The 17710-nt window shown below is 46.1% G+C and carries 18 protein-coding genes; 9 read left to right on the top strand and 9 right to left on the bottom strand.

Features of this window, described 5'->3' with window-relative positions; genetic code table 11:
- Nucleotides 1-6: 6 nt before the first annotated feature.
- Nucleotides 7-393 carry a DUF4870 family protein gene (locus ABUE30_RS01455; protein WP_408621909.1) on the bottom strand — a complete coding sequence of 129 codons (387 nt, stop codon included), beginning with the start codon at nt 391-393 and terminating at the stop codon, nt 7-9.
- Between the two features lie 253 nt (nt 394-646).
- Between ABUE30_RS01455 and ABUE30_RS01450 the strand changes: the two genes are divergently transcribed.
- A complete protein-coding gene (locus ABUE30_RS01450; protein ID WP_408621908.1) occupies nt 647-1249 on the top strand; it encodes an isochorismatase family protein in 603 nt (200 codons plus the stop codon).
- Between the two features lie 74 nt (nt 1250-1323).
- Here the strand turns inward: ABUE30_RS01450 and rluB are convergent, their stop codons facing one another.
- The 5 genes from rluB to ABUE30_RS01425 are packed head-to-tail and all read right to left on the bottom strand — an operon-like array spanning nt 1324 to nt 5086.
- A complete protein-coding gene (gene rluB / locus ABUE30_RS01445) occupies nt 1324-2166 on the bottom strand; it encodes a 23S rRNA pseudouridine(2605) synthase RluB (RefSeq protein WP_408621907.1) in 843 nt (280 codons plus the stop codon).
- A 28-nt stretch (nt 2167-2194) separates the two neighbouring features.
- Nucleotides 2195-2758, bottom strand: coding sequence for an SMC-Scp complex subunit ScpB (scpB, locus tag ABUE30_RS01440; RefSeq protein ID WP_408621906.1), 564 nt, complete (start codon nt 2756-2758; stop codon nt 2195-2197).
- The gene (locus tag ABUE30_RS01435; RefSeq protein ID WP_408621905.1) at nt 2748-3605 is read right to left on the bottom strand and encodes a segregation and condensation protein A; all 858 of its coding nucleotides are present in this window, start codon (nt 3603-3605) and stop codon (nt 2748-2750) included. The genes scpB and ABUE30_RS01435 overlap by 11 nt, the downstream gene beginning before the upstream one ends.
- 10 nt (nt 3606-3615) lie before the next feature.
- A complete protein-coding gene (locus ABUE30_RS01430) occupies nt 3616-4236 on the bottom strand; it encodes an L-threonylcarbamoyladenylate synthase (RefSeq protein ID WP_408621904.1) in 621 nt (206 codons plus the stop codon).
- Nucleotides 4160-5086: a PHP domain-containing protein gene (locus ABUE30_RS01425; RefSeq protein ID WP_408621903.1), complete on the bottom strand. Its 927-nt coding sequence runs from the start codon at nt 5084-5086 to the stop codon at nt 4160-4162. The genes ABUE30_RS01430 and ABUE30_RS01425 overlap by 77 nt, the downstream gene beginning before the upstream one ends.
- Before the next feature lie 225 nt (nt 5087-5311).
- On the opposite strand from ABUE30_RS01425, the gene ABUE30_RS01420 reads away from it, so the two are divergent.
- The 8 genes from ABUE30_RS01420 (at nt 5312) to ABUE30_RS01385 (ending at nt 12810) form a co-directional block, all read left to right on the top strand.
- Nucleotides 5312-6892, top strand: a complete 1581-nt coding sequence (locus ABUE30_RS01420) for an anthranilate synthase component 1 (RefSeq protein WP_408621902.1) — start codon at nt 5312-5314, stop codon at nt 6890-6892.
- Nucleotides 6885-7487 (top strand): aminodeoxychorismate/anthranilate synthase component II, encoded by a 603-nt coding sequence (locus ABUE30_RS01415; protein WP_408621901.1) that lies wholly within the window; start codon nt 6885-6887, stop codon nt 7485-7487. The genes ABUE30_RS01420 and ABUE30_RS01415 overlap by 8 nt, the downstream gene beginning before the upstream one ends.
- Complete coding sequence (gene trpD, locus ABUE30_RS01410) at nt 7484-8488, top strand: anthranilate phosphoribosyltransferase (RefSeq protein WP_408621900.1); 1005 nt, start codon at nt 7484-7486, stop codon at nt 8486-8488. Before ABUE30_RS01415 ends, trpD begins: the two co-directional genes overlap by 4 nt.
- Entirely contained in the window at nt 8485-9864 is a 1380-nt protein-coding gene (gene trpCF, locus ABUE30_RS01405; protein WP_408621899.1) for a bifunctional indole-3-glycerol-phosphate synthase TrpC/phosphoribosylanthranilate isomerase TrpF, read from the top strand. Before trpD ends, trpCF begins: the two co-directional genes overlap by 4 nt.
- 15 nt (nt 9865-9879) lie before the next feature.
- Nucleotides 9880-11073 carry a tryptophan synthase subunit beta gene (gene trpB / locus ABUE30_RS01400; protein ID WP_408621898.1) on the top strand — a complete coding sequence of 398 codons (1194 nt, stop codon included), beginning with the start codon at nt 9880-9882 and terminating at the stop codon, nt 11071-11073.
- Nucleotides 11070-11879, top strand: coding sequence for a tryptophan synthase subunit alpha (gene trpA, locus ABUE30_RS01395; protein WP_408621897.1), 810 nt, complete (start codon nt 11070-11072; stop codon nt 11877-11879). Before trpB ends, trpA begins: the two co-directional genes overlap by 4 nt.
- 80 nt (nt 11880-11959) lie before the next feature.
- On the top strand, nt 11960-12511 hold the full coding sequence (locus ABUE30_RS01390; protein ID WP_408621896.1) for a septation protein A: 552 nt from the start codon (nt 11960-11962) through the stop codon (nt 12509-12511).
- Between the two features lie 2 nt (nt 12512-12513).
- Complete coding sequence (locus ABUE30_RS01385) at nt 12514-12810, top strand: YciI family protein (protein WP_408621895.1); 297 nt, start codon at nt 12514-12516, stop codon at nt 12808-12810.
- A 206-nt stretch (nt 12811-13016) separates the two neighbouring features.
- Here ABUE30_RS01385 and ABUE30_RS01380 read toward each other — a convergent pair whose 3' ends face one another.
- The 3 genes from ABUE30_RS01380 to ABUE30_RS01370 all read right to left on the bottom strand — a co-directional run bounded on the left by ABUE30_RS01380 (nt 13017) and on the right by ABUE30_RS01370 (nt 17150).
- A complete protein-coding gene (locus ABUE30_RS01380) occupies nt 13017-13595 on the bottom strand; it encodes a LysE family translocator (RefSeq protein ID WP_408622512.1) in 579 nt (192 codons plus the stop codon).
- A 546-nt stretch (nt 13596-14141) separates the two neighbouring features.
- Entirely contained in the window at nt 14142-14792 is a 651-nt protein-coding gene (locus tag ABUE30_RS01375; RefSeq protein ID WP_408621894.1) for a glutathione S-transferase family protein, read from the bottom strand.
- A gap of 273 nt (nt 14793-15065) precedes the next feature.
- The gene (locus ABUE30_RS01370) at nt 15066-17150 is read right to left on the bottom strand and encodes a TonB-dependent siderophore receptor (RefSeq protein WP_408621893.1); all 2085 of its coding nucleotides are present in this window, start codon (nt 17148-17150) and stop codon (nt 15066-15068) included.
- Between the last annotated feature and the right edge of the window lie 560 nt (nt 17151-17710).

Here is a 17710-nt window from a genome sequence, read left to right as displayed (position 1 = left end):
ACTGTACTATGAAAAGTCAGGATTCAATAAACAATAATAGGGTCGGTTTGCGTTTAAACGAACTAGCCCAAGAATAATTCGGTACACGGCCCACAGCCACGCCAATGCGATAATGATATAACCAACCAATAAGATTGCTAAGGCAAATCCAATAATTCCCCAGACGAATCCCCACCAAAATACGCTAATAATATTTTGATAGTGATCTTCAAACAGGCTGCCGCGAGCATCATTTACTTTCACCATCGCCCATAGCGCACCGACTATCCATAGTACGCCAGTAAAAACACCAAGAATCATCAGGATATAAGCTACGAGAGCATGATTTTTAGCGTCGATATCATAATCCGACAGCCCCTGTGGCGAATTAAAATCCGAGTCATAGTGTCGCATCACATCCACCCATTTTTATGTATATCCTTTGTAAGTATACACCGATTGCAGCGCACTGCTTAACATCTGTGAACAACAATAACGCTTTGACTCAATGCAAATCAACTCGCATTATCTTATTTGCTGCGCCGACGATTTCTTCGAGGCGATCACATCTCTTTTCAATCCGATATTAATACGTTTAATATAGAAAAAGCGACGAGAAAAGCCATCACGACTAATTCACCAAACTATTCACCAGCAAGGAGCAACGATGACCCACACCCAGCAAGATATAACTCCTAGATCATCGGATGCGTTGATGATTATCGATTTGCAAAATGACTTTTTACCCAACGGCTCACTCGGTATCAAAAGCGCCGCCCAGATTATTGAACCCATCAATCGGTATACCGAACTATTTGAGCGGGCTCAGTCGACCATCATTCTCAGCCGCGATTGGCACCCTCAAGACCATTGCTCTTTTAGCCAGCAAGGTGGGCCCTGGCCCGTCCATTGCGTACGCAATAGTGAAGGCGCACAAATCAGTGCCGATTATCGCTGGCCCACCCAAGCTTGGTTAGTTTCCAAGGCAACCACCTCAGCAAAAGATGCTTATTCCGCGTTTGATGGGACAGAGTTAGCTACGCAGCTCCAACACAGCGCCGTGAAGCGACTTTTCATCTGTGGCTTAGCCACCGATTACTGCGTCCTTAATACTGTGCTGGATGCGCTCAAAGAGGGATTTGAGTGCTATCTGCTCTGTGATGGTATGGATGCAGTGAATATTCAGTCCCATGACGGACAGCAAGCCATTGATACAATGTGTCAGCAAGGTGCAATTGCTCTGACATTAACGGATTTCAATCATCACTAAATAAAAAACCACCTAAGGCGAACCTTTAGGTGGTTTAACTCGCTGCAACCAGACATTTATGGCTGTGATATCGACTAATTCTGTTGGCGTTGACGAATTTGATGTTTACGTACAGAACGGCGAATACGGGCACTTCGGGTACGGTCTTTCCCCCCCTCTTTTAACAGCGTTTTTTGCTCAGCGGGTAATTGCACCAACTGGCGAAGATAATTCACAGTGGCTAAATCAATTTCTTTCCAAGCGCTGCGCGGCAGCTGTTTAGGCAAACTTAACTGGCCATATCGAGTCCGAATAAGACGGCTTACCTGCACGTCTTGTGATTCCCACAAACGACGCACTTCACGATTACGCCCTTCATTTAAGGTCACTTTAAGCCATTGGTTTAGGCCTTCACCGCCTTGGCGTTTAATGTTAGTAAAATGCGCCATCCCATCTTCTAATTGCACGCCAGTACGCAGTCGCTGCACGATACCATCGTTGACTTCACCAAAGATACGGACCGCATATTCACGCTCAATTTCAAAACGTGGATGCATCAATCGATTCGCTAATTCACCATCATTAGTGAACAATAGTAATCCCTGAGTGTTGATGTCTAAACGTCCAACCGCTATCCAACGCCCCGTGATCAAACGAGGCAATCGCTCAAACACCGTTGTACGTCCTTCAGGGTCCTGCCGTGAGCAGATCTCACCATCAGATTTATGATACATCAATACCCGACATGGCTCTTCGGCCGCGCGTTTGGTATCAATAACTTGAGCATCGAAGCGGATAATATCCTCAGCCTCGACACGATCGCCCAGCTTGGCCTGTTGGCCATTAATACTGGCTCGACCTGCATCGATAGCCGCCTCCATCTCACGACGGGAGCCTAGGCCACAACGGGCAAGGACTTTTTGTAGTTTTTCGCTCATGTAAATATGATCCACTTATGAAATTGCGCTAAGTCTGAAAGTCCTGAGGAATTTTTTCAAGTAAAGATTGATCCAACTCGGGCAATTCTTCGAGACTCTTTAAGTTAAAATAATCTAAAAATTTAGGGGTCGTTGCCAGCAATGCTGGTCGTCCAGGGACCTCTTTGTGGCCCACTTCACGTACCCAATCTCGTTCTTTGAGAGTACTCACGATCGAGGAACTAACAGCCACCCCGCGTATCGACTCAATTTCGCCGCGCGTGACTGGTTGGCGATAAGCAATAATCGTTAACGTTTCAAGTAATGCGCGGCTATAACGGGGTGGTTTCTCTTGCCAAAGCATCGATAAATGCTCGGCAAACTCACTTTTGGCTTGAAAACGCCAGCCACTTGCGACCTCACGCAATTCCAACCCACTGTGCTGATAACGGCTCGCCAATTCATCCAAAATCATCACGACCTGTCCTTTAGCTATCTTAAACTGTGCTAAAACAGTCTGTTGCAGATCGCTGATGGTTAATGGCCGTCCTGCGACGAACAGTGCCGCTTCCACCAATTGAATTAAATTCAGTTTATCGCCACTATTGGCCATGCTCGACCTCAACTGCCATTGTTTCGTCGGCTTCGTATAGTGTCACCTGAATGGGCGATAACGGCTGATTTTGTAAACACCTAATTAAGCGGTTCTTTGTAAGCTCTAAAATAGCCATAAAGGTAACAATCACCCCCATGCGCCCTTCTTTTATATCAAACAGTGCTACAAAGTCATACAACACACCCGCTTCAAGGCGCGCTAAAATATCGCTCATTCGTTGCCGTGTCGAGAGTTTTTGTCGGCTCACTTCATGGCGCTCAAATTGCTCGGCATGTTGGATCACCCTCGATAGCGCCGCAACGAGTTCACTTAAGTCTACATCAGGATAAAGCACCGCACGCGGTAAATCATCGGGTTTATCCAGGGTGGCCACATAGATGTCTCTCTCACAACGAGGCAATGCATCGACTTGTTCGGCGCTATTTCTATACAATTCATATTCTTGTAGACGCCTAATCAATATCGCCCTTGGATCATCTTCTTCATCGTCATCTGAATCAGGTGGCTTAGGCAACAACATCCGAGATTTAATCTCAGCTAATAACGCTGCCATCACCAGATACTCTGCTGCCAATTCAAGTTTTAACGCGGCCATGGTTGAGACATAATTCATATATTGGCGCGTAATCTCTAAAACTGGCAACTCGATAATATTCAGTTTTTGACGGCGAATCAGATAAAGCAATAGATCAAGCGGCCCTTCAAAACGCTCTAAAATAATCTCTAATGCATCGGGTGGAATATAGAGATCAGTGGGTGTATCAAGCCACGGTTCACCATTAACCGTGGCAAAAATAAGCTGATGATGAGCCTCATCAAAGGGTAAATTGCTTTGATCACTCAAGCATTATTCCTCATTGAAACGGTGACACATCACCATGCCCATGGCGCAGAATCACCACTTCATCATCAGATAAATCAACCACTGTCGTCGGTTGCTCACCCACGATCCCACCATCAATAATGAGATCGACTTGTTTTTCCAGCTTGTCGCGAATCACTTCGGGGTCAGACTCTGCAAAATCATTACCGGGTAAAATCAAGCTCCCTGAGAGCATTGGCTCGCCGACGGCATCTAACAATGCTAATGCGATCGGTGAATCAGGAACACGCAAACCAATCGTTTTACGTTTCTCGTTGAGTAAGCGCCGCGGCACTTCTTTGGTCCCACGCAAGATAAATGTATACGGCCCCGGCGTATTATTACGTAACAAACGAAAAACACTATTTTCAACGCGAGCATAGACCGACAGTTCGGACAAATCACGACACATCAACGTTAAATGATGATGCGGATCGAGTTGCCGGATCCGAATAATGCGTGCTAAGGCCTGCTTATCGCCCGCGAGCGATCCGATCGCATAACCTGAATCGGTCGGGTAAATGACAACCCCCCCTTCAAGAATGATGGCGGCAGCTTGACTCATTAATCGAGACTGCGGGTTCTCGGGATGAACCTGAAAATATTGACTCATGACATTCCCCTTTTGTTTTTATGTCATAGTCTGGCAAAAATTGCTGCCAGACAGGTGAGACGGTTTCGGGAAGCGCCAAATAGCGTCCCAACTCCCGCCACGGCATTGGTCGATGAAAATCAGAGCCAACCGATGCCAATAATTGATGTTGATTGGCTAAATCGACTAACCAGCGTTGATGATCCGGTTTTAGCTGTGGCATCCCCACTTCAATTGCATCCCCACCAACATCAGCAAATTCGCTAACCAGTCGCCGAACCCACTTATTCGATAGTTGATAGTTTAAAGGGTGCGCTAACACCGCAACCCCGCCTGCTTGATGTAATAATGCCACAGCCTGCGCCATACTCATCCATTGATTCGGCACATATCCAGGTTTTCCCCGGGTCATATATTGGTTAAATACTTGAGTAAATGATTTAACCTTACCTCGGTTCACCAATACTTGGGCAATATGGGCTCGGGTCACCGATCCGCCTTGGGCAAGTGTTAGTGCATCAGCATACACCGGTTCAATTCCGCGTTTAGCTAAACGAATACTGATTTCACGGGCACGGCTGTCACGTTTTAATCGCTGTTCATGCAGCGCATTTTGCAACACTTGATGCTCGAGCGCAAAGCCTAGACCCACAATATGAATATCAAACCCTTGCCACTGGGTTGAAATTTCAACTCCTTCAATAATTTGCACACGCTTGGCCGCTTGCCGAGCAGGCTCAATGGCCGCTGTGGTATCGTGGTCGGTAATCGCCAGATAATCAACTTGCATATTCTCTGCTCGCAACACCAGCTCTTTAGGCGTTAACCCACCATCTGAAGCTGTGGTATGACAATGCAAATCAATTTTCATAACTCTCCATTAATTATCACTTGACTTTAATTACCATTTTCCGTTTAACTAATGGTATCAAATTAAGAGAGATTAAACATGACAACAATCCACTTCAACATGGCAATTATCTGGTGGTGGCACACTCCTTTTACGCGGGTGTGATTTGTTGTGCATAGATAACAACCAAATTCCATAAAGCCCGCATTAAATGCGGGCTTTTTTATTATATGGCGGGAGAAAAATATGACGGGACATAAACCATCACTGACCAATATTATTGAACAGGTCAATTATGTTGATGATCCTTTGGCACTCTACCAACAATTATACCATTCGCAGCAAGAGAGCGTCTTACTAGAATCGGCAGAAATTGACAGCAAGGCTGATTTAAAAAGTTTGATACTACTCGATTGTGCCGTCAAAATTACCTGCCATGGTCGGCAAGTTTGTTTTCAAGCCATGACTGATAATGGTAAACAAGTGGTAGCAGTGCTGGCTGAACACTTTATTCCAAGCCTCATCAGTGATTGCAGCCAAACCCGTCTCACCCTCGACTTCCCTCGCCCAGCGCCCGATCTTGATGAAGATAGCCGTTTAAAAGCATTATCCCCGGTGACGGCCCTGCGCGAATTAATTAGCTTATATGGCCCGCTGGCCACTCATCCTGAGGGACTATTTATTGGGGGCGCTTTTAGTTTCGATTTTATTGCCAGCTTTGAGCAACTGCTAGACGTCGCCAAGGGGGATAATCAACTGCCAGACTTTCAGTTTTATTTAGCCGAAACCTTGCTCATTATCGACCATCAAACCCAGCGCAGCGAATTAATCGGAAGTCTGTTTGGCAATCACCCCGAATATCGGCTTACGCTCAACAGTCGTTTTGCAGCGCTGCGTGAAGCCTGCCAAAACCCAACCATGCCGGTAACAGAGCAAATAAGCGCGTATCACGGGAAAGTCACTACTGATTTAAGTGATGCGCAATATGGCACGATGGTCGCTAAGCTCAAAGAGTCGATCATCAATGGCGACATTTTTCAGGTTGTTCCCTCTCGTTGTTTCTATTTAGAGTGTCCGAATAACCTCGCTGCATATCGTCAGCTCAAACAGAATAATCCCAGCCCCTATATGTTTTTTTTAAACGATCCCGAATTTGCCATGTTTGGGGCATCGCCAGAAAGTGCCATCAAATACTCGCATGACAGCCGCCAAGTAGAAATTTATCCCATCGCTGGGACTCGCCCTCGCGGCCGCAATCCCGATGGGACACTTAATTTAGATCTTGATGGTCGGCTGGAATTGGAATTACGGATGGATAAAAAAGAAACCGCCGAGCATCTAATGTTGGTCGATCTAGCCCGCAATGATGTGGCTCGAATTAGTAATCCAGGCAGTCGCCATGTGGCTAATCTGCTTAAAGTTGATCGCTATAGCCATGTAATGCACTTAGTGTCTCGCGTGGTAGGCACGTTACGTGACGATCTCGATGCGCTACATGCCTATCAAGCCAGCATGAATATGGGCACATTAACAGGGGCACCCAAAATTAGTGCCGCTCAGCTTATTCGCCAACATGAGGGCAAACGACGTGGCAGCTACGGCGGTGCGGTCGGTTATCTCACCGGCAATGGCAGTATGGATACCTGCATTGTGATCCGCTCAGCTTTTGTCAAAGATGGGGTGGCGCAAATTCAAGCGGGCGCAGGTGTAGTTTATGATTCGATTCCCCAAGCAGAAGCAGATGAAACGCGTACCAAAGCAGCCGCGGTCATTAATGCGATTGCCTGTGCACATGGCTCAACATTAGCGGAGGTGTCTCGTGGCTAAAACTATTTTCTTACTCGATAACTTTGATTCATTTACATATAACTTAGTGGATCAATTTCGCGCGATGGGCTATCCGGTCAAAATTTACCGCAATAACCTACCCGCAGCCACCATCAAAGCGCAGCTTCAGCAAAGTGATGACCCCGTTTTAGTACTCTCACCAGGTCCGGGAAATCCTCGCCAAGCGGGTTGTATGTTAGAGCTTATCGGATTATGTAAAGCCGAGATCCCAATAATTGGGATCTGCCTCGGTCATCAAGCTTTAGTCGAATACTATGGCGGCAAAATTGAACGCGCTCCAGAAACGATCCATGGTAAAGCTTCAGCCATTGAACATGACGGTCAGCGCATGTTCCGAGGCTTGAGTCATCCACTGCCGGTCGCTCGCTATCACTCATTGGTTGCGACCCAAGTGCCTGAGACTTTAACTGTCTGTGCACACTTTGCAGGCTTGCCAATGGCCGTGTTCAACAGCGCAGATCGCACCATTGGCTTTCAATTTCATCCCGAATCAATTCTCACTTGCCAAGGTGAAAAACTCTTACAACAAACACTGGACTGGGTCACATGTCAATCGGAGGACAACGTAGTATGAACGAACTTTTAGAAATACTTTATCAAGGCGACGATCTTTCGTTGGCGCAAAGCCAACAGGTTTTCGATCAGATCGTCAAAGGTGAAATGGATCCTGTGCTCATCAGTGCCTTATTGGTAGCACTTAAAATCAAAGGTGAAACGTCCGTAGAGATTGCTGGCGCCGCACAGGCGTTATTGGCTAATGCGGCACCATTTCCAACACCTGATTATGAGTTCGCCGATATTGTAGGCACCGGTGGTGATGGCTATAACACCATTAATATTTCAACAACAGCCGCCTTTGTCGCCGCAAGCCTTGGCGTCAAAGTTGCCAAACATGGTAACCGCAGCGTGTCGAGCAAATCAGGCTCGTCCGATCTTTTAGCCGCGCTGGGAATCAATATTGAGATGTCTGCACAAACAGCTCGTCAGTGCCTTGATGATCTCAACGTCTGCTTTTTGTATGCACCGCAATACCATCAGGGTATTCGCCATGCCATGCCGATCCGTAAGATTCTTAAAACCCGTACTTTATTTAACGTATTGGGGCCACTCATTAACCCTGCCCATCCGACCATGGAAATCATGGGGGTTTATGATAAAAACCTACTCAAACCGGTCGCTGAGACATTCCAACAAATGGGGATGAAAAAGGTCATGGTCATCTACGGTGATGGTCTTGATGAAGTTGCCTTACATGGCGCGACTGATGTGGCAGAAGTTAACGGTGACAGCATTGAGTACTATCAACTTACACCGAGTGATTTTGGGGTCGAAATAGCAAGTATTAGTGAACTCGAAGGTGGAACACCTGAGCAAAACCGCCAAATTAGCGAGCAACTATTGCAAGGTAAAGGCCATCCAGCCCACTTAAATGCAGTGGCGGTTAATGTCGCCTTATTATTAAAATTAGCCGGTAAAGTAAGTACGCTATCTGAAGGCACTGAACTCGCGCTCACTGAGATGCGCTCAGCACGACCATTGGCATTGGTTCGTCAACTTGCGGAGAAAAGTCAGTGATCATCCGAGAAACTGGGACTATTTTAGATCAAATTGTGGCCGATAAGCTAACGTGGGTAGCCGCACGCAAACAACAACAGCCACTGGCATCATTTAAAGACCAACTCACATTGAGCGATCGCAGTTTTGTCGATGCGTTAACGCAATCGGACACGCAATTTATTTTAGAATGTAAAAAAGCATCTCCGTCCAAAGGACAAATTCGTGAGCAGTTTGATCTCGTTGCAATTAGCCGTGTTTATAACCGTCATGCAGCGGCTATTTCTGTACTCACCGATGAAAAATACTTTCAAGGCAGCCACGAATTTTTACCCATTGTGCGCCAGCATGCCCACCAGCCTATTTTGTGTAAAGATTTTTTCATCGATCCATATCAGGTCTATTTAGCACGCTTTTATCAAGCCGATGTCATCTTGCTAATGCTCTCAGTGCTCGATGATGAGTTGTATCAGTCCCTAGCTGATGTGGCGCGCTCATTGGGTTTGGACTATCTGACTGAAGTGAGTAATCAAGCCGAACTTGATCGAGCCATCGCGCTAGATGCACCGGTTATTGGCATTAATAACCGCGACTTACGCGATATGTCAATTGATTTAACTCGCACCGAAAAGTTAGCTGTACACATCCCAGCCGATCGTATCATTGTGTCAGAATCAGGGATCTACACCAACCAAGATGTGCGTCGTTTGAGCCCGAAGGTGAATGCCTTTTTAGTGGGCAGTTCCATTATGGAGCAAAGCGACATTGAGATGGCTTGTCGCAAAATGATCCTCGGTGAACATAAAGTGTGTGGATTAACCCGCCCTATCGATGCGCAAAACGCCTACCAAGCGGGCGCTGTTTATGGAGGTTTGATTTTTGCTGAACAATCACCTCGCGCTCTGAGTCTGGCAAGCGCTGCACTGATTATTCAAGCTGCACCACTGAACTATGTCGGAGTATTTGTCGATGCGCCTATGGCACAAATCATCGAAACCCAGAAGCAATTGCAACTAGCTGTGGTGCAGTTGCATGGCCAAGAGTCAGATGCGTATATCAGTGCTCTGCGTCAAACGCTGCCCGTTCATTGTCAGATCTGGAAAGCCGTTGGCGTCAGCGAGCAACGCCCAGCGTTATGCCAAAGCGCCGATCGCACCTTATTTGACTGCCAGTGTGGCGCGCAAAGTGGCGGCACCGGGCAAAGTTTTGATTGGACATTAGTCGATGGGATCGTCAGCCAAGCGATGCTAGCCGGTGGATTGGGCCCTGATAATATTGCCCAAGCATCACAGCTGGGCGCACTGGGACTTGATGTTAACTCAGGTGTTGAATCATCAGTGGGACAAAAAGACGCAAACAAACTCGCAGCAGTTTTTCGCTCGTTGCGCCATTATTAATTGAAAGAGAGTGTTATGAGTAAATTAGAACGTTATTTTGGTGAATTTGGCGGACAATATGTTCCGCAAATTTTACTACCAGCCCTTGATCAGCTGGAACAAGCATTTATCGATTCGCAAACAGATCCTGAATTTGCACAAGAGTTTCAAACGTTGCTCAATGAGTTTGCGGGACGCCCAACACCACTGACGCTGTGTCGTAATCTCACCCAAGGCACAAACACAAAACTGTATTTAAAACGCGAAGATTTATTGCACGGTGGTGCCCATAAAACCAATCAGGTATTAGGGCAAGCGTTACTCACCAAACGAATGGGTAAAACCGAAGTTATCGCTGAAACAGGGGCAGGCCAGCATGGGGTTGCCACGGCTTTAGCCTGTGCACTGATGAACTTAAAATGCCGCATCTATATGGGTGCCAAAGATATGGAGCGGCAAAAACCCAATGTTTTTCGGATGAAGCTGATGGGTGCTGAGGTAATTCCAGTACATAGTGGCTCATCCACTCTCAAAGATGCCTGCAATGAGGCGCTGCGTGATTGGTCTGGAAGCTATGAAACCAGTCACTATATGCTGGGGACGGCAGCGGGCCCTCACCCCTTTCCAACAATTGTCCGGGAATTTCAAAAAATGATCGGGGAAGAAGCCAAGCAACAGATACTCGCTCATGAGGGGCGCTTGCCCGATGCATTGATCGCTTGCGTGGGCGGCGGCTCCAACGCTATTGGTCTGTTTAATGATTTTATCCCTGACGAAAGTGTACGCCTCATTGGCGTAGAACCAGCGGGCAAAGGGATTGAAACCGGTCAACACGGCGCACCACTTAAACATGGCCGAGAAGGAATTTTCTTTGGCATGCGTTCGTTATTGATGCAAGACAGTGAAGGGCAAATTGAAGAGTCTTATTCCGTTTCCGCTGGTCTTGATTTTCCATCGGTTGGGCCACAACATGCTTATTTGAACAGCATTGGCCGCGCCGATTATGTTTCAGTCACTGATGACGAAGCGCTCAGTGCTTTCGAAGAGTTGTCTCGTCATGAAGGGATTATCCCCGCGCTGGAATCATCCCATGCGCTCGCTTATGCATTAAAAATGATCCATCAACACCCAGAAAAAGAACAATTACTGGTCGTTAATTTGTCTGGCCGGGGGGATAAAGATATCTTCCAAGTTGCTGATATGTTTGCCCATCGGGAGGAGTATAAATGAGCCGCTATCTACAGATGTTTGATCGTCTTAATCACGCCAATGAAGGCGCTTTTGTTCCCTTTGTAACGCTCGGTGATCCTAGTTATGAACAATCCTTGGCAGTTGTCGATGCCTTGGTTGCAGGCGGCGCTGATGCACTGGAACTGGGTTTTCCATTTTCCGATCCTGTCGCTGATGGTCCAACCATTCAAGGGGCAAATATTCGCGCATTGACGGCAGGAGCTAAACCGAGCCTATGTATCAAGATGTTAGCTGACATTCGTCGCCGCTACCCTGACCTACCTATCGGACTGCTTTTGTATGCTAATCTTGTCTATAGTACTGGGGTTGATAGCTTCTATCATCAGCTCAGTGATGCTGGGGTCGATTCGGTGTTGATAGCGGATGTACCCACTATTGAAGCGAGTAGTTTTAGAGATGTGGCAAATCGCTATCAGATTGACTCTATTTTTATTGCTCCGCCCAATGCCGATGATGCAACGCTGGCGACTATTGCTGAAATGGGCTCCGGTTATACCTATTTGGTTAGCCGCGCGGGGGTGACCGGCGCAGAAACCAAAGCCGGTACACCCGTAGAGCATTTGCTCGATATATTGAAAAAACATAATGCCCCACCCGCTTTGCTCGGCTTTGGGATTTCCCAGCCTGAACAGGTGAGCGCTGCAATTGCCGCGGGTGCTGCCGGAGCAATCTCTGGCTCGGCAGTGGTTAAAATTATTGCCGATCACTTAGATAACCCAACACTGATGTGTGAAGCGCTTAAGCAATTCACACAGCGGATGAAGGCTGCCACTGCACGTAATTGACCTTTAGAGGATAATCGCTATGATGGGCACTAGTTATAGGCATTGAGCTAGTGCCCTTCACCGATAAACCGGAAGCATGCATGAAACAGTTACTTGAATTTATCCCGCTGATCATCTTTTTCATTGTGTATAAGATGTATGACATTTATATGGCTAGTGGGGCACTTATTATTGCCACAGGTTTAATGCTGGTTGTTTACTATTTACGTTATCGGCGTGTTGAGAAGACCCATCTTATTACCTTTTTAGCCGTTGCTGTTTTTGGTGGTTTAACCATTGCCTTACACAATGATGTCTTTATTAAATGGAAAGTAACCGTTATTTACGCCCTTTTCACTATCATATTATTAGTGACACAATATGGCTTCAAAGCGCCCGCACTCAAACGTATGTTAGGCAAAGAGATGGAGCTACCGGAGCATATTTGGAATCGACTGAACTTAGCTTGGGCGATATTTTTTGCTATTTGCGCCATCGCAAACCTGTATGTGGCCTTTTCACTCAGTCAGCAAATCTGGGTTGATTTCAAAGTATTTGGTCTATTTGGGGCCACATTAGCGTTTACCGTCGTATCGGTTATCTATATCTATCGCTATTTACCCAAAGAACCCACTAAAGAGGATAAGGATTAATGATGTGGTATGTAATCGTTTCTGAAGATGTAGCTGACAGCCTAGCTGCGCGGCAAAGCGCACGTCCTGCCCACTTGGCGCGGTTGCAGCAACTGCGTGATGAAGGCCGCTTACTCGTTGCTGGCCCAATGCCAGCGATAGACAGTATGGATCCGGGCCCGAATGGTTTCACCGGCTCCACGGTCATTGCAGAATTTGATAGCCTTGATGACGCCAAGCAATGGGCGGCACACGACCCATATGTCGCAGCTGGCGTCTATGCCTCGACAGTTGTCAAACCCTTTAAACAAGTCTTCTAACCATAGCCTTCAAGCAGTGAACATGGATAGTTTGAAAGAGCTTCTCTGTCACGAGCGCTGCACTCAGATTGCAGCGTTAAGCTTCAAGTGCCCTAGATTGATGCTAAGTTTCGTGGCAATAGAGCCTTCCATAACAGACAAAGTGCAGATAGCTAAAATACAAGTGTAGCGAGATAGCTCGCTCTGTATTCATTGTTAACTAACAGTTAGGCTCTTATTGCCACTAAAACCCCTGTTGAAACCATGATCGTGCCTGCTGTTTTGTTAAAAATGGTCGATGATTTGGGCGACTTAAAAAAGTTTTTTGCTTTTACGGCTAACACGGAGTAGCACATATTCACGCTGCCAAAAGCCAATGTGGCTGCTAACATAATGAAACCTACATCATTTAATCCAACATGACTGACATTAATAAATGCTGGGAAAAAACCAACATAAAACAAAATTGCTTTTGGATTACCTAATGTAATAAACAGTCCCGTCAAGAAGTTAGACATTAATGACGAATTTTTTGATTCTTTGATATCAATTGAGGTTCTTTTAGTCCGTAACAGCTTAACCCCAAGCCACATTAAATAAATTGCACTAAGGTACTTAATAACAATGAACGTTGTGCCCATGACTTTTGCAAGTGCCGACAAACCAAATAAAGAAAGAACGATGAAAAAATAATCGCCACACACAATACCCGCAGTCATATACAACGCATGTAATTTACCCGAAGAAAAAGAGCGCGCAATAATCGCGAAAACAGCGGGCCCCGGAACTAAGGCTAAAACCAACATGGCGCAAAATAAAGCAAATAAACTATGGATTGACATGAAAATATCCTTAATCACTAACGCTTATACACAAGCGAACAACAAACACTTACAAGTTTGAATCCATCTCCCAGAACGGGCATATACCATAGATGGCTATGTTTTACGCCCCGTTAGCACAACGTTCTTCGCTGTTTATTTACGAAAAAAAATGGCGTTTATCAACGGCAAAAATTTTTTTCATTGTCATGCAAGCACCTTTATGTCAGTGCGTTACCCTTTTGTCAATTCTGAATGTTCTTCAACACAATGATGCCGATACTTCCACTCCGATATTTAATATCTCGGGATATCATATCGAAGTAGCCACCACTTCATTGAGTAGATACTGAATAGATCCAACTATTGCCCCATCGGTCAGGGTAAATGACCTATTCAGCAAATACATCAAGCATAACAAGGCTGTTAGATGGTTAGCGGGTTGTGCGCCACAGGAACATCACTATACCTTATCACTCATACCTCAGATGCTTTACCCCATCACTTAGAACTGTGGTGTATTGGCCAGCCCTATTCGCTTTTCTTGCCCGCTCGCTGATAAGCGGGTAACCGCTCGACTCGCTCAACATAACTGCGAATTTGTGGGTAATCGGACATATCTGGCAAGCTAGATAGGCAAAATTGCAGCGACAGAGCCATTTGAATATCTGCGCCACTTAAGTCATGGCCAGCAAACCAACCGCGATCTTGCAAGTGCGCTTCGATAAGCGCTAACTGCGGTTTCAGTCGCGGCAGGGTAAAGCGCTGATCAATCCCAGCGACAATTTTTCGAGCAATGGGTCGAATAAAAAATGGCATCGGCGCCTTTTCAACCATCCCCAGCACCATTTTCATCACCAATAATGGCATCAATGAACCTTCAGCAAAATGTAACCAATACCGATACTCTAGCAAGGCCTCACCTGTCTGCGGACGCATCCGGCCCTGCCCATAGGTATCAATTAAATATTCAATAATTGCCCCCGATTCAGCAATGGTTAACTCCCCATCGGTAATGATGGGTGATTTACCCAGTGGGTGCACTTTTTTCAGTGACTCAGGGGCCTCTTTGGTTTTGGGATCGCGCCGATAATGCACGACCTCATAGTCAACACCTAACTCTTCGAGTAGCCACAGCACCCGTATCGAGCGCGAGTGTTCTAGATGATGGACTTGGATCATAACAATCTCCCGAATCTAAAATAATAATGTGAGCATGGGCAAACCGCACTTTACCAGCAAAGATATCATATTCATCTATTGAGGCCGCCATTAGTCCATGCGATATTTCAATTAGAGATACTCTGTTGGCATGCACATAGATCTCATATTCCGACATTTAAAACGAGAATCAGTAACGACCCAATAAGCTTGATATCGTATCAAGAGCAATATCCATTTTGCCAATATCAAAAGGAGTAGCCTTGCTCTGTCAAGCAAGGCTGGAGGCTTTATCTAGAACAGATAACGTAGCTTTGCTTGCAAGTAACGCGGCTCACCTGCATTGATGGCTATGGCACTTTTTGCCGATGAATAGTAAGTTTTATCAAATACATTTTTAACACTCAGATCCAATGTCGTTTTCGCGTTAAGTTGATAACGGCTAGTCAAATCGACCGTTGCGAAGCCGGGTAAAATCAGTTGATTATCACTGCTGCCGAAACTGCTCGTTTGAGCACGAACAATGGCGCCAACCCGTAGCACGGGCGTAGCTTGGTAATAACTTTGTACACTGATGCGATGATGAGGTGCATTGATAAAAGCATTGCCCGTATTCGACTGGCTCGACTGATCCCCCTCCAGTACTTTGGTATCGAGGTAGGTATACGCAGCGATGATATTCAATGCTGCATTGGCTTGCAGCACGACCGACAGTTCAGCCCCCTGACTCCGCACCCGTCCTAGGGCAACATCATCCCCGGAACTATTTTGCACGATCACATTCTTTTTAATAATATGAAAAAGGTTTAAGTCGCCGCTCCACGGTTGGTTGGGCGTAAAATGCAGTCCCGTTTCGTACTGTATGCCTCGCGTTGGCTCAAAGCTTTGTCCACTCACATCGCTATTTTGCAAGCTACTGCTCTGATAAGACTGAGAGTAACCCACGTGCCAGCGAAGCGACGGATTGATCTGATAACTTATGCCCGCATTGGGTACCCAATAGTGCCTAAATGCAGCACTATACGCAGATTGACTGTGGGTGATGATATCCAGTTCACGGTGCTGCCAATCGATGCGACCACCGACTTGCAGATTTAATTTCTCGCTCAGTGCCAATACATCCTGAGCATATAAGCTATAGGTATCATAGCTGAATACGCGATCCGATCCTGACGGATGAGAGATATTGGCAATATCGACATGGCTAAATTGAGGTGAATACACCGATACATTCAGCGCATGATCATTCTTCCCCCAACTAAGCCGATTAAAGTCATTCCGCGTATGAGCATAACTGCCACCCAAAGTCATGAAATGCTCAATAGAGCCACTCTGCCATTGCCCCGTGAAATAGCTGTCAACTTGATGATTTGTTTGGTGATTTAATACATGCCGATAACGCCGTGTTACCCATGATTGAGACACACTACTGACATCAAAATTAGCTCGTTCATCACGATGCCAAACGCTGCGCCAACGAGTCGTATTTTGCCACGTATTCGGCAACTTCCGCTGATAAGTCAAGGTTGCCGACACGCCCTGATCAGTGGCTTGATTTTGTGGGCCATAGTAGTTAGTCGAGATGCTCGCGACGCGATCAATATTGTTCTCAGGTGCCACCAAAGCAGAGGCATCATTATAGCGGTAACGTGTCAGCTCAAACTGCGCAGTGAATGATTGCCTATCATCCGGCTGCCAGCTCAGCATCGGTGTCAGATAAAAACCATGGTTATTTTGCTGTTCGGCAAAGCCACTTTGCCCCTTATAATCACCAATAATCCGATAGAGCAAGGTTTGTTGATCATTGAGCGCACCGGTGCTGTCAAATGCCATCCGCCGCCCACCCACCCAGCGGCTAGTTTGCGGGCTGGCGTAACTTCCCCCCTCTATCTCAACAACATGGTAGCTTTTCGCCTGAGGTTTTTTCGTCACAACATTTAATGTGCCACCCACGGGCTGCCCGCCATAAAGCATTGACCCCGCGCCTTTGAGTACATCCACATGGTCAATAGCAATGAGTGGGATCTGATTATCCTTAAGAACCCAAGCATTCATACCATCAATTTTGACACTATCTCGACTGAGGGCAAACCCACGGGAGGTATAACTATAACTATTGGTTCCGGTGGCCTGAATACCTGGCAACAACGACACCGCATCCGAGAGTGACTGCGGCTCAGCGGCGTGTATTTGCGACTGACTTAATTGATCAATCGTAATGCTTTGTTGATCAGGCGCTGCTGATGTTTTAGAGGTATTGCCCGTTGACTGAGCAACGACATGCAGTGTGTCTAACGTGGTTTGCTCTGCCGCCTGAACGGGAACCAAGAAACGATGACAGCACAAGGTAAGCAAAGATAGACGGAAAACAGCAGGCATGAAAATCCTTATTTGCAAATGAAAACCATTCGCATTTTATGTTGTTATAATAAAAACACAACCCAATAAAAATAATAATATAAATGTAAATTACTATTATTTACATTCGCTATTCTCAGGTTTAAATAGTGCCCTGTTCATTTCTCAGTAAAATACTAATGACAACATAAAAATGGCTAGATTTACCTCTTAGAGACTCATTTCATGGGGGCGAGTTTGGTTCGTGCACACCTATTTAGTCGTGGTAAGTTTGAAATTTTCATGTGCAGAGATTCTTATCGCACTCAGCACTCTTTCCGTAGCCATTGGCGATAGGCGAAGCCATTAGCGTTAGCGTAAATGATCGGTAATAACGCTGCTTAATGATATCGTCAGACATGATCCTCGCTTGCTTCAACTTGAATCATCAATGTTTTTTACGATATGAAACCTGTCGTTATTGTGATGAATTGATGATTATTTCCGTACGTTAACCGCCCCAGATATCGTTACCACAGCAGTGCTCATCAGATCTTTCATAGGTATTCTAATGAGTAGGGGGGGGGTCTCAACTTGCTGTG

Origin of the sequence: Celerinatantimonas yamalensis (assembly GCF_046054155.1) — a bacterium.
In the GTDB taxonomy this organism is placed as follows: Bacteria; Pseudomonadota; Gammaproteobacteria; order Enterobacterales; family Celerinatantimonadaceae; genus Celerinatantimonas; species Celerinatantimonas yamalensis.
This window is presented reverse-complemented; position numbering and strand designations above follow the sequence as displayed.

Coding starts and splice junctions, on each gene's coding strand:
- ABUE30_RS01390 (WP_408621896.1), top strand. CDS start 11,960: ATGAAACAGTTACTTGAATTTATCCCGCTGATCATCTTTTTCATTGTG.
- ABUE30_RS01425 (WP_408621903.1), bottom strand. CDS start 5,086: ATGAAAATTGATTTGCATTGTCATACCACAGCTTCAGATGGTGGGTTA.
- rluB (WP_408621907.1), bottom strand. CDS start 2,166: ATGAGCGAAAAACTACAAAAAGTCCTTGCCCGTTGTGGCCTAGGCTCC.
- ABUE30_RS01430 (WP_408621904.1), bottom strand. CDS start 4,236: ATGAGTCAATATTTTCAGGTTCATCCCGAGAACCCGCAGTCTCGATTA.
- ABUE30_RS01380 (WP_408622512.1), bottom strand. CDS start 13,595: ATGTTGGTTTTAGCCTTAGTTCCGGGGCCCGCTGTTTTCGCGATTATT.
- trpB (WP_408621898.1), top strand. CDS start 9,880: ATGAGTAAATTAGAACGTTATTTTGGTGAATTTGGCGGACAATATGTT.
- ABUE30_RS01455 (WP_408621909.1), bottom strand. CDS start 393: ATGCGACACTATGACTCGGATTTTAATTCGCCACAGGGGCTGTCGGAT.
- ABUE30_RS01375 (WP_408621894.1), bottom strand. CDS start 14,792: ATGATCCAAGTCCATCATCTAGAACACTCGCGCTCGATACGGGTGCTG.
- ABUE30_RS01450 (WP_408621908.1), top strand. CDS start 647: ATGACCCACACCCAGCAAGATATAACTCCTAGATCATCGGATGCGTTG.
- ABUE30_RS01385 (WP_408621895.1), top strand. CDS start 12,514: ATGTGGTATGTAATCGTTTCTGAAGATGTAGCTGACAGCCTAGCTGCG.
- ABUE30_RS01370 (WP_408621893.1), bottom strand. CDS start 17,150: ATGCCTGCTGTTTTCCGTCTATCTTTGCTTACCTTGTGCTGTCATCGT.
- trpD (WP_408621900.1), top strand. CDS start 7,484: ATGAACGAACTTTTAGAAATACTTTATCAAGGCGACGATCTTTCGTTG.
- ABUE30_RS01420 (WP_408621902.1), top strand. CDS start 5,312: ATGACGGGACATAAACCATCACTGACCAATATTATTGAACAGGTCAAT.
- trpA (WP_408621897.1), top strand. CDS start 11,070: ATGAGCCGCTATCTACAGATGTTTGATCGTCTTAATCACGCCAATGAA.
- scpB (WP_408621906.1), bottom strand. CDS start 2,758: ATGGCCAATAGTGGCGATAAACTGAATTTAATTCAATTGGTGGAAGCG.